At 64.7% G+C, this 10,868-nt stretch carries 10 protein-coding genes, 1 tRNA gene and 1 pseudogene; 4 read left to right on the top strand and 8 right to left on the bottom strand.

Annotated features, from left to right (window positions below; genetic code table 11):
• Window positions 1-60: 60 nt before the first annotated feature.
• The 4 genes from BM175_RS07360 to rplU form a co-directional block, all read right to left on the bottom strand.
• Complete coding sequence (locus tag BM175_RS07360) at window positions 61-618, bottom strand: DUF3833 family protein (protein WP_090961426.1); 558 nt, start codon at window positions 616-618, stop codon at window positions 61-63.
• Window positions 615-1,193, bottom strand: a complete 579-nt coding sequence (locus BM175_RS07355) for a GNAT family N-acetyltransferase (RefSeq protein WP_090961424.1) — start codon at window positions 1,191-1,193, stop codon at window positions 615-617. The genes BM175_RS07360 and BM175_RS07355 overlap by 4 nt, the downstream gene beginning before the upstream one ends.
• A gap of 125 nt (window positions 1,194-1,318) precedes the next feature.
• Complete coding sequence (gene rpmA, locus BM175_RS07350; protein WP_055892932.1) at window positions 1,319-1,588, bottom strand: 50S ribosomal protein L27; 270 nt, start codon at window positions 1,586-1,588, stop codon at window positions 1,319-1,321.
• 113 nt (window positions 1,589-1,701) lie between these two features.
• Window positions 1,702-2,172, bottom strand: a complete 471-nt coding sequence (gene rplU / locus BM175_RS07345; protein WP_090961421.1) for a 50S ribosomal protein L21 — start codon at window positions 2,170-2,172, stop codon at window positions 1,702-1,704.
• 322 nt (window positions 2,173-2,494) lie between these two features.
• Between rplU and BM175_RS07340 the strand changes: the two genes are divergently transcribed.
• Window positions 2,495-2,584: transfer RNA gene (locus BM175_RS07340), tRNA-Ser, on the top strand.
• Between the two features lie 207 nt (window positions 2,585-2,791).
• Window positions 2,792-3,847, top strand: a pseudogene (locus BM175_RS07335) (DDE-type integrase/transposase/recombinase).
• A 100-nt stretch (window positions 3,848-3,947) separates the two neighbouring features.
• Here the strand turns inward: BM175_RS07335 and BM175_RS07330 are convergent.
• Window positions 3,948-4,451, bottom strand: a complete 504-nt coding sequence (locus BM175_RS07330; protein WP_183193280.1) for a MarR family winged helix-turn-helix transcriptional regulator — start codon at window positions 4,449-4,451, stop codon at window positions 3,948-3,950.
• Between the two features lie 265 nt (window positions 4,452-4,716).
• Window positions 4,717-6,018 (bottom strand): cytochrome P450, encoded by a 1,302-nt coding sequence (locus tag BM175_RS07325; protein WP_090961417.1) that lies wholly within the window; start codon window positions 6,016-6,018, stop codon window positions 4,717-4,719.
• Window positions 6,019-6,608: 590 nt separating this feature from the next.
• On the opposite strand from BM175_RS07325, the gene BM175_RS07320 reads away from it, so the two are divergent.
• Window positions 6,609-6,902, top strand: a complete 294-nt coding sequence (locus BM175_RS07320; protein WP_090961414.1) for a hypothetical protein — start codon at window positions 6,609-6,611, stop codon at window positions 6,900-6,902.
• A gap of 235 nt (window positions 6,903-7,137) precedes the next feature.
• Here the strand turns inward: BM175_RS07320 and BM175_RS22960 are convergent, their stop codons facing one another.
• Both BM175_RS22960 and BM175_RS07310 read right to left on the bottom strand, forming a co-directional pair.
• Window positions 7,138-8,220 (bottom strand): helix-turn-helix domain-containing protein, encoded by a 1,083-nt coding sequence (locus BM175_RS22960; RefSeq protein ID WP_090961411.1) that lies wholly within the window; start codon window positions 8,218-8,220, stop codon window positions 7,138-7,140.
• Window positions 8,221-8,379: 159 nt separating this feature from the next.
• Window positions 8,380-8,619, bottom strand: a complete 240-nt coding sequence (locus BM175_RS07310) for a DUF6894 family protein (RefSeq protein WP_090961408.1) — start codon at window positions 8,617-8,619, stop codon at window positions 8,380-8,382.
• A 225-nt stretch (window positions 8,620-8,844) separates the two neighbouring features.
• Between BM175_RS07310 and BM175_RS07305 the strand changes: the two genes are divergently transcribed.
• The gene (locus tag BM175_RS07305; RefSeq protein ID WP_090961402.1) at window positions 8,845-10,857 is read left to right on the top strand and encodes a PAS domain-containing protein; all 2,013 of its coding nucleotides are present in this window, start codon (window positions 8,845-8,847) and stop codon (window positions 10,855-10,857) included.
• Window positions 10,858-10,868: the final 11 nt, after the last annotated feature.

Below are 10,868 nucleotides of genomic sequence, written 5' to 3'. Positions count from 1 at the left end.
TCGAATCCTGCGGCTTGGTGTAGCGCGCCGGGCGCCATCTTGAAACTCGAACCCGCAGCGTCACGGCTGCGCGAGATGGGGCGCCAGCGCCGCCTCCGACTTGGTGAAGGTGACGCGGGCCCCCGCCAGTGGCAGGCCGAAGCGCGAGATGCGCACCCGGTTTCCCGCCGTCCCGTCGGGCCGCGGCGTGATCTGATGCCGGAAGTCGAACATCCAGCGACCGCCGCCCGGCGCAATGCCGCGATAGGCGAGGACGGCCCCGCCCGGACCACTCGTTCCCGACACGGGGAAGGGGCCCTGCAGCACGCCCCAGCCGTCTTCGGTCTCGACCGTGCCGGTGACCCGTCCACCGCGCTCGACGAGATGCCAGCGCTGGAGCCGCGCGCCGTCTTGGAAGCGGAATCGCTCGTCGAGGTCCAGCGCGTCGCCCTTCGCCTTGCCCTCGAAACGCGCCGTGAAGCGCTCCCGAAAGAGGCCGAGCGTGCGGATCTCGCCGCCGCTGACGCTGTGTCCGGCAAAGAACGAGCGTAGCGAGAAATCGTCGGCCGCCCGTGCCGGCAGCGCGAGGAGGGCGAGCGAGGCCGCGAGCGCCGCTCCGCGAAGGTCTCTGCGCCTCATCGGGGCGTGCTCCAGCTTTTGAGCGACTGCCATGTCCGCCGATCCATCCGATAGGTTTCGCTCGCGACCCGCCCCGCCGCCAGCGAGGTCGACAGGCCGGTGCCCACATAGCCGAAGCCGCATTTCTGGATCACACGGCGCGAGCCGTTATTGATCACGCGGCAGCGAACCTCGATCGCGGCAAGTTCAAGAACCGCAAATCCGTAGTCGATCGCCGCCTGCGCCGCCTCGGTCGCAAAGCCCCGGCCCCAGTGCGGGCGACCGATCCAGTAGCCGAGTTCCGCGGTTTCCGGCGCGCCCGCTGCCGCAAGGCTGCAGAGGCCGAGAAAGGCGTCGTTGTCGCGCGCCGTGATCGCCACGATGAGTTCATCCTCCGCCCGCGCCAGGAACGCATGCGCGTCGTCGAGGCGATAGGGATGGGGAATCCGCGAGGTCATCTGCGCGATCTCGAGATCGTCGGCGAAGCGGGCGATGTCCGCGGCATCGCCGGTCCGGGCGATCCGCAGCACCAGGCGGCGCGTCGTCAGCCGACATTCGTCGTCGTCGGTTTCGAGACTGGATTCTTCGCAACTCATCGGACCCCTCCGGGAATGCAAAAACGGGGAGATGGCGGCCCATCTCCCCGGTTCTCATCCCTTGTCCGACGGTTGCGTCTTCAAGGGCCGGGTCGTTGGGACGCCGGCGCCTTGAAGCAACCGGATCACTCGGCGGCTTCTGCCTTCGGCATGACGGACACGTAGGTTCGGCCCTGCGCCTTCTTCTGGAAGGTCACGGTGCCCTCGGCGACGGCGAAGAGGGTGTGGTCGCGGCCGATGCCGACGTTCACGCCCGGGTGCCAACGCGTGCCGCGCTGACGCACGAGGATGTTGCCGGCGATGACCTGCTCGCCGCCGAACTTCTTCACGCCAAGGCGCTTGGACTCGGAGTCGCGACCGTTGCGGGAAGAACCGCCTGCCTTTTTGTGTGCCATGTTTCAGTCTCCTGATGTCTGCGTCCGGGACCTTGCGGCACCGCACGGACGCTTGAATGATGGTCTCGTCCAGAACGTGGCGGACGCCTCGAGGCTCCCGCGGGTTCTGTGTCTCAGGCCTCTTCGCCCTCGGCCTTCTTCTTGGTCGCGCGCGGCTTCTTGGCGGGCGCGGCCTCGTCCGTCGTGGTCTCGGCGGCCGGCTTGGCTTTGGCGGCCTTCTTCGGCGCGGCGTCGGACGTCGTGTCGGCGACCGGCTTCGCAGCCTTCTCGGAGGGCGCCTTGCCGTCGGTCAGGATCTCGGCGATCCGGATCAGCGTCAGGTCCTGGCGGTGGCCGCGGCTGCGCTTGGAGTTCTGGCGACGACGCTTCTTGAAGGAGATGACCTTCGGGCCGCGCGTCTGCTCGACGATCTCGCCGACGACGGTGGCGCCGGCCACGAAGGGCGCGCCGATCGTCGAGCCGACCATCAGGACTTCGGTGAAGGAAACGCTGTCGCCGGCCTCGCCGGGCAGGCGCTCGATTTCGAACTGGTCGTTGGCGGCAACGCGGTACTGCTTGCCGCCGGTCTTGATCACTGCGAACATGTCTTGGCCTTTTCGGGATCGGCTCTCGCACGCTGGAAGCGCCGCGGGCCGTCTTCTTGTGTTTCTTTCGAACGATGCCGTGGCATGATCCGCCGCGAACGAGGCACGGCCGGACGCAGGTCACGACGCGCGTTGCCTAGCGCCACCGGCTGCAAAGGTCAAGGGATCGGGCGGCTGGCGCGGCCTGTTTTCAAAGTGTCACAACCCGCGTCGATTGCCTCTTGTGAAACGCCCCGTTCCTTTGCTAGAGAGCCCTCGCGCTGCAGGGCGCCGACCACGCTCGACAGCGTATGCTTCATCGATCGCAAGATCGACCTCGGACGGAGAGGTGGCAGAGTGGTTGAATGCACCGCACTCGAAATGCGGCATACTCGCAAGGGTATCGGGGGTTCAAATCCCTCCCTCTCCGCCACATACTAAAGGTCAGAATCGCAAGCCGTTTGTGCTATTGCATGCCGCGCAGTACGGCAGCTTGTAGACGTGCGGACGTGACATCTGACGAAGCCCGGCAATTGCTACATCTTCCAGATCAAAATTCCAGCTCGCCTGAACCCAGCATCAAGGCTTAGATCCTAAGGTGTTTGATCCCGGGGTTTCGTGGTTTGATCGTTTCCATGGAATGGAAGGATGCCCTGTAGGACAGGTTCGTCACGGCAGCGCCACGACCACGCACGCCATCCGAGCAGCCATACAGCGATCGCTTGCTTTCCCCGCGACGCTGAGCCGGGAACTCGGCATCAATCCGAAGACGGTAGCCAAGTGGCGTAAGCGTCAGACCCTGGAGGACAGGAAGACCGGACTGAGAGAGCCGCGCTCAACGACACTAAGCGAGGCCGAGGAGGCTATTGTGGTCGCGCTTCGCCGGCACACGCTGCTGCCGTTGGATGACGGCCTCCACGCCTCGCAGCGGACGATCCCGCATCTGACTCGCTCAGCGCTGCACCGGTGCCTCCGGCGGCACGGCATCTTCCGTCTACCAGATGTTGATGGCTACAAGCCTAAGCGGCAGCGCTTCAAGCGCTATCCCGTGGGCTTCTTTCACATCCCTTGCCCGGCAGTGGTTCGCTTGCGAACCACGTAAGGGGACATTGCCAAGGTGCAGACGGGTGAAGGCAAGCTCTACCTGTTCGTTGCGATCGACCGCACCGTCAAGTTCGCGGTCACCCGGCTTGTCGACAAGGCGGACAGGCGGACGGCTTGGGAGTTCCTGGAACACCTGCTGCAAGCCGTGCCGTATCGGATCCACACCATCCTGACCGACAACGGCATCCAGTTCGCCGAGCAGCCGCGCAACCGTAACACCGCCTGGTCCCGGCAGATGCGCTTCGACATGATCTGCGGGTCGAACGGCATCGAGCATTGGCTGACCAAGCCGAACCATCCCTGGAGTTTGAAGGATTACGAAACGATCCAGTGAATCGCTTCCCCTGAGAACGGTCAGGTTGAGCGCATGAACCGCACGATCAAGGAAGCCACCGTCAAACGCTTCCACTACGAGAGCCACGATCAGCTTCGAACGCATCTCGCCGACTTCACGGTGGCCTGTAACTTCGGCCGTCGACTGAAGACGCTCGGCGGTCTCACACCCTACGAGTACGTCGCCAGGATCCGGACCTCAGAGCCAGGCCGGTTCATCGTCAACCCGACCCACCAGATGCCGGGACTGAACGTCTAGCGGGCAACCGATGCGAGGCTCTCCGGCAACAATCGGTCGACGGCCTCAGCCATGTCACGCTGGCATGCTCGTGCCGCGCGACCTGTCTCGACCGCCTCGCCTAACGCAAACGCTTCAGCCGTTGACCGACCGCCTCGTTCAGCAATTCCAGGCCCGCCATCATCCGTCGTTCGCCGTCGTCGTCGAGATCCGCGCGAAGCTCGTCCTCGATCGCCCGGCAGAGCGTATGCAGTTTCTGGCAGGCGGCGCGTCCCTCGTCCGTCAACTCGACGCTGATGCGGCGCCTGTCGACGTCGTCGTGGTTGCGCTTCGTGAGGCCGCGCGCGGCAAGCCGGTCCATCATCTTCGAAACGGTCGAGGGTCGGACGTTCAATGCCTCCGCCAAACCGGAGACGGTCAATGGCCCCTTCTCGTGCAGAGTGGCAAGCAGTCGATCCTGTCCCGGCGCAAGACCCAGAGGGGCGAGTTTCAGGCCGATCAAAGCCCGCAGGGCTTGCGAGGTTGAAAGCGCCAGCACGAGGATCGAAACCTCGTCGTCGATGCGAGGAGACGTCAAGCGCTGCAAGGGCGGGGCGCACTGCATATGAGCGGACACAGATTCCATGATGATGACTCCCATATAGCCATCTCAATTTGGTTCGATCCCAAAGCAATTCCAGGAATTATGCGTATTTAGTCGGCAATTGTACACTTGCGGACAAAGTATTTGTGCGGGCGACGAACTCGTCTCCAAACTGTTGGTCTGCGATATATCTGAATCCGAAGATGTGAGTGGATCGCCATGGCCGCGCTCCTCGCCCGATCCTGCCGGGACCGACATCGGCCATTGGTCGGGACTGTCCCGTTCGCGCCGAGGCAAGCGACGTCGGTCAGGCGGGAAGGGCGAAGCGGAGCGTGAAGGGGTCGAGGGTTCCGGGTAGGGGAAGAGACGGGTCGAGCCGTTTCGTAGCCATGAGGGAGATTGCCCGGTCATGCATGAGAAGGCGGGCTAGCATGGCGCTCCCGATCATCGGCACGAGGTGACGGGCAGGACAGGCGCCGGGACCGGCGCTGAAGGGAACGAAAGCCGGCACATCGGTCGGGTCCCGACCGACCCAGTTCATCGGTGCGAACCGGTGCGCATCGCTCGAGCGCTCGTCATCGCGATGGAAGAAGGGCGTGAAGATGAGGATCCCTGACCCCCGCGGCAACGTGCCGTGGTGCCACTCCACGTCCCTCGTCGTCTCGCGCAAGATCATCGGTGTCGTGGGATAGAGGCGAATGGTCTCGACGATGATGGCGCGAAGAAAGGTCAGATCCGTTCGCGACCGGCCCGATTTGAGCTCCCCACGCGCCATCTCGAGTGCGTCGGGATGGGCGAGGAGAAGCGCGAGCGCCCGGAACGCCGACATGGCTCCGGGATCGAAGGCGAAGAGCCATTGGGCGACCTGGTCGCTGGGGTGCGTCCGAGGCCCATCGGGTCGGCGAGCCATCATCTCTGCGAGGCTGCCGGGTTCGGCCCGCCCGATATGATCCCGAAGGCGGTTGTGGAAGCGCTCGCGCAGGGACCTGTTCTGCGGCAGGGCGAAGGCCCAGTTGGCGCGCCTCCGAAGCCTTGCCACCATGTCCGTCAGTTCGTGGTCGTGCCGCGCGCCCCGGCCAAGCACGATGCGCCGCACGATCCGAAACCAGGCGGCGAAGAACATGTCCCAGGTGAGTTCGCCGGACGGCGCGGCGACACGCATGAGTTCGTCGGCTTCCTCCTCGACCACCGCCACGAACGCGTCCGCCATGCGGTGGACCGGGCAGGCGCTGTCCAGAATGTCGTCGCTGAAGGCACGGCCCTCGGCGCGCTCGGCTCCGCGGGTGATCAGAGAGACATGCGGCTCGAAATGTGCGAGCGCGGCGCGCTTTTCGCGGCTGGCGGGAGAAAACGGGTCCGGCGCTTGGTCGAGCACGCGACGCAGGTCCTCATGCCGGAAGATGACCGCCTGTGGGCGCACCGGATTGCGGACGAGGAGCGGGTCCTCCCCATACCGCGCTCGAAGGCGCTGCATGCGGCGCACGGCCCGATCATCGAGCGACAGGCGTTCGACGAGGGCCACCATCGCGGGCCGCCGGATGATGACGCCTTTGGCAATCGTCGGAAGCACGACGTCGCGCAGGAAAGCCGCAGAGTCTCCCGACGTCATGGAGGGCAGGGTCGGTGATCGTACCAAGGCGGATTGACCTCGCGTCCAGCAAGCCAGCCCGTGCGCCGGCTCGCGCGATGGGAGGAACCGGATCTGCGCCGGTCCCGTACCCGCAACATCGAGCATGGGATGGAGGGATCAATGAAATGGATGGAGGAAGAGCCTAGACGGCGAAACGTCCTGTGGCGCCGAGCATGAGGATCGCCGCCCGGAGCCAACGCCGGAGACTTCCACGATGCCGGCTGCTTGAGGGGCCGCAGAGCGCCGGTTGGCATTGCGAGCCGGAATTTGCGCCCACCCTTGTCCATGCCGCCGGCTGCCCGGTCGGCCCGCCTATACCTCGCGCACTGCGTTTCGGCGTCTGCAGGATCCCTGTAGACTTCGAGATGTTTCAGAGGTTCGCAAACAGACGCCGATGCGCCGCGCCAACCACCAGTTGGAGAGGCTCCGCTTCGCTACCCGCAGGGTTCGTTCACTCAGCCGTCTGATCAAAACCTGCTGTACGCTTCTGAACACTTCCCATCGATCGGCTTCAAAACCTTGGAACTCGACTGTTATTCATGTCGATACTGCATTCCGAGGAGGCATTGATGACGTGTTCTCTGACCGACTTCGACCAGATCTGCGATGTTGTGACCGAGAATCCGGATCGACGAATGGGTCCGATGCGATTGCGCGCGGCAGTCCGCTCCATCAGCATTCATCGTCCTCTCGCCGAAGCCGTCGCGATCGAACTCAGCGATGGAACGCGGCTCGACGAACTGGAGATCGAAGCGCTCCACACGATCGCATCGGGAACGTTGTTCAACGGCCCGGCCATGCCCCTCGCCACCAACGCACGGCATGACCGCAAGGCCGCGGCTGTCGGCTATTCGTCCGGATGATCCAAGGCTGCCACCGTCCTGCCGCTCGTTCGGCTATGAACCCTCGGTCGAGCATACCCGATCCGGCGGGCTCCGGACGGAACGACGGGTCCCGTCCGGTTTTCAAGAGACGTCGTTCGTCATGGATGTAGCGGGTACCCGAAGCCGAACTGCGGCCGTTGCCTCCAGCCGGGTGTCGTAATGCGGACGGCTGAAAGGCGTGAGTGATTGCCGACGCCTTCCGGCTCGTTTCATCTCAGGCGACAGCCAGCAGCGCTGCGGCCAGCTCGGACGGCTCGATCGGCTTGTCGTGGAAGCTGACGTCCGCAAAGTGAGCCGGGATCAAGTCTTTCTGGTAGCCTGATACGAAGATGAACGGCACGCCGCGTTTGCGGAGCGCCTCGGCGAGCGGAAACGACATCTCGCCCCGCAGGTTGACGTCGACGATGGCTGCATCGAGCTGAGGGGTCGCGATCAGCGTTCGCAGCGCGCTCTGGACGCTGGGGGCAGGCCCGACGACCACGGCCCCTTGCGAGGCAAGGTAGCGCTGCATTTGCGTCGCGAGGTGAAAGTCGTCCTCGACGAGGAAGATGCGCATGTCCCGGAGCTTCGCACCGGCCCGGGCCGACAGGGGCCGGATCCTGCCGAACACGGCTTCGTAGGCCGCCTCCGGGACGCCGTAGGTCTCGCCGGCGAGACGTTCGAGCCTGGCACGATCGCGGATCTCGATCCGGCCGCGAGACGCGCGGATGATATGTTCGCCTTCGAGAACGTGAAGTTCGTTCGTGACGCCCGAACGCCGCACACCCAGCATCAGCGCCAGAAACTCGTGCGTCAGCGGCATCGCATCCGTTCCGAGGCGGTCGTGGGCCATCAGGAGCCAGCGGGCCAGACGCTGCGGAATGGTGTAGCGCCCGTTGGCCAATGCCGAATAGGACAATTGGATCTGGTATGTCTGAACATAGCGCAGGAGATGGAGGCGAAGGCCTTCGTTGGCGGACATGGCCCGGTAGAGATCCTCCGTCGACAATCGCCACCCCGAACCCGCCACCTGCATGAAGGTATGCGTCGGTGTTCGCGCCATACCCAACACGACATGGAAACCCGTGATCCCCTCGAAGCCGATGTGACCCACCTCGATCTGCTGCTCGCCACTCGAACTGCTGGCGACGACCGATGCGAGGCCATCGTCGAGAAAGTGGACGTATCGCGTGTCGACATCCGGCTCGACGAGGGTCGTCCAATTGGGAAGCTCGACTCTTTCCAGTGCGGGTACCAGCGCTTCCCGGTGATCAGCCGCCATCGTCGAAAGAATGCGGTTCCGGCCGTCAGAGGGCATCGCGGAACTCCTGCTCGCTCGGTATCACGAAGCTACTTTTGGCTCTACGCGGGCTGGCCGACGGACGACCGGCATCCTGCTGGCGATGACGGCCGCACCGGCGGAGCGTGCGACCGAAGACGAGATTGATTGCGCCACCGCCCTCGGTGCAAGCCGAAGTCAGCGTCGGATCGGAAGCACATCGACCAAGCAGACACTGCCGACGATCGCCCCGTCGCTGTCGCGGATCAACACCGCGTCATCGTCGATCTGGCGCAGCGTCAGTATGGCATCGATCACCAGATCTCTAGCCGCGGAAATCGCCTCTGCCATGGCGCCCTGAAGGCTCGGCTGCAATTCACCGTCGGGATCCGGGATGACTTCGGAGCCTCGCCGGATGTCGTAGAAGAAGCGTCGCATCGGTTCGCTGTCCAATCCCGGCTGGTCTGAACGTCGTCGCACGTGATGTTGCACCATTTCGCTCGCCCTCCAGCGCCTGCCGCTCGGCATTGCCGCCGACTATTGCTTCCTCGGCCCGAAAGGTAGAGCGGATATCATTGTGACGTCTAAACACCATGCGGTTGCGTCCCTGCGGGCGCGAGGGCCTAACCTCCGGTTCTTTGTGATGATCCAGTGAGGCAGGTCATGAGTCGTGAGACCCCGCTTCGCGAGTGGCCGCGACACGCGGGCGAGATGGCCGAACGGATCCGTTCGTTCGATTGGTCTAGGACGCCTCTCGGCTCGGTCGACGCCTGGCCGCAGAGTCTGCGGACCATCGTCGATCTCGTGCTGCATTCGCCGAGCATGATGAGCCTCGTCTGGGGCGCCGACGCGATCCACCTTTACAACGATGCCTTCTCCGAACTCCTCCGGGAGCATCGCACCCTGGCGCTTGGTCGGTCCGCCTATGAAACCTTCGCCCGGTCGCGCGATGTCTTTGCCGCGGACGTGGCGGCGGGCATGTCCGGACGGTCGGCGCGACTGCCGGCGCAACGCTATCCGGTGCTCCGGAACGGCCGACTGGAGGACGCCTGGTTCGACGTCGACTATGCGCCGGTCCACGATGAGCACGGGCAGGTCGCCGGTGTCCTCTGGACCCTGAAGGAGACGACCGCGCAGGTGATGGCCGAACGCGCCTTGCGCGAGAGCGAGGCCCGACAGAGTCTGCTGATCGGAGCCTTGGCACAGGCGGTCTGGGAGGCGGACGCCGAGGGTGTTGTCGAGGTCGATAGCCCGAGCTGGCGTGCCTACACGGGACAGACCTTCGATGAATGGCAGGGCTACGGCTGGCTGAACGCGATCCATCCGGACGACCGCGAGTTCGCCGAGCGGCAGTGGCGGGAAGCCATTGCGGCCCGCGGGCTGGTCAATGCCGAATTCCGCCTTCGCGCCCCTGACGGAGGCTGGCGCTGGACCAATGTCCGGGCTGCACCCGTTCTCGATGCGCAAGGGCGCATCACCAAGTGGGCGGGCATGAACATCGACATCGATGCCCGTGTGCACGCGGAAGCGGCGCTGCGAGCCAACCAGGAGCGTCATCGAGCGGAACTCGAGCGGCGTATCGCCGAGGCGATCGAGGAGGTGCAGTCCGGTCGCCGTCTCCTGCGCGGGACGCTGGATGCCTCGCGCGACATGATCCAGGTCTTCGAGGCGATCCGCGACGACAGGGGAGAGATCGTCGACTTCCGTTGGGTTCTCAATAACCACACGTCGGAAAGCCTCTATGGCAAGGTCCGTGGCGAAAGTCTTCTGACGCGCAACCCCGGCGTCGTCACGGAGGGAATCTTCGACGCCTTCAAGCGGGTGACGGAGACCGGGCATCCGGAACAGGCGGAGCGCCATTACGTCCACGAACAGTTCGACGGCTGGTTCTATCAGTCGGTGGTCAAGCTCAACGACGGCGTGGCGACCACGACGAAGGACATCAGCGACTGGAAGGCGGCGCAGGCGGAGGTCATTCGTCTGAAGGAGGAGGCCTCCGCCCTCAAGCTGGAAGCCAGCGAGGAACGCTTCCGATCCTTTGCCGAGAACTCTACCGACGCCCTCTGGATTGTCGATGCCAGGACCCGGCAGCTCGTCTATCTCAGTCCCGCCTTCGAGCGGATCTGGGGGGAGCGACGGGCGGTCGTTCTGGAGGATATCGCCCGCTGGGGTGAGTTGGTCCACCCCGAGGACCGCGACACGGCGCTGGCCGCGCTTCCTCGCGCGCTGGCTGGCGAGAGCGTCCAGATCGTCTATCGCATCCGCCGCGCCGACGACGGGGAAATCCGCTGGATCCAGGACACGGGCTTTCCGATCCAGGGGCCGGACGGCCGGATCGACCACGTCGGCGGGATCAGCCAGGATGTCACCGAGCAACGAGACACGGCCGAACGTCTGCGCGAGAACCAGCGACGCCTCTGGACGGTGATCCGGGGCATTCCCCAGCTCGTCTGGCGGTCGGCCGAGGGCGGCGAATGGACGTGGGCGAGCCCTCAGTGGAGCGAGTATACCGGGCAGACCCCGGAGGAGAGCTACGGCCTCGGCTGGCTCGACGCCCTGCATCCCGACGACAGGGCAAAGGCGATGGCCGGTTGGCGGAGCTCGGATGGGTCGACGCATCTCGATGTCGAAACACGTCTCTTCCATGCTCGTGAAGGCCGCTACCGCTGGTTCTAGACACGCGCTCT

Source organism: Aureimonas phyllosphaerae (genome assembly GCF_900113065.1).
In the GTDB taxonomy this organism is placed as follows: domain Bacteria; phylum Pseudomonadota; class Alphaproteobacteria; order Rhizobiales; family Rhizobiaceae; genus Aureimonas; species Aureimonas phyllosphaerae.
Note: the sequence above shows the minus strand (reverse complement) of the source record. Positions and strands in the feature narration are given on the sequence as shown.

Bases quoted from the DNA above. Each gene is read 5' to 3' on its own strand.
- BM175_RS07310 (WP_090961408.1), bottom strand. From the start codon at position 8,619: ATGCGACGCTTCTTCTACGACATCCGGCGAGGCTCCGAAGTCATCCCG.
- BM175_RS07320 (WP_090961414.1), top strand. From the start codon at position 6,609: ATGACGTGTTCTCTGACCGACTTCGACCAGATCTGCGATGTTGTGACC.
- BM175_RS07355 (WP_090961424.1), bottom strand. From the start codon at position 1,193: ATGAGTTGCGAAGAATCCAGTCTCGAAACCGACGACGACGAATGTCGG.
- rplU (WP_090961421.1), bottom strand. From the start codon at position 2,172: ATGTTCGCAGTGATCAAGACCGGCGGCAAGCAGTACCGCGTTGCCGCC.
- BM175_RS07360 (WP_090961426.1), bottom strand. From the start codon at position 618: ATGAGGCGCAGAGACCTTCGCGGAGCGGCGCTCGCGGCCTCGCTCGCC.
- BM175_RS22960 (WP_090961411.1), bottom strand. From the start codon at position 8,220: ATGCCCTCTGACGGCCGGAACCGCATTCTTTCGACGATGGCGGCTGAT.
- BM175_RS07330 (WP_183193280.1), bottom strand. From the start codon at position 4,451: ATGGAATCTGTGTCCGCTCATATGCAGTGCGCCCCGCCCTTGCAGCGC.
- rpmA (WP_055892932.1), bottom strand. From the start codon at position 1,588: ATGGCACACAAAAAGGCAGGCGGTTCTTCCCGCAACGGTCGCGACTCC.
- BM175_RS07325 (WP_090961417.1), bottom strand. From the start codon at position 6,018: ATGACGTCGGGAGACTCTGCGGCTTTCCTGCGCGACGTCGTGCTTCCG.
- BM175_RS07305 (WP_090961402.1), top strand. From the start codon at position 8,845: ATGAGTCGTGAGACCCCGCTTCGCGAGTGGCCGCGACACGCGGGCGAG.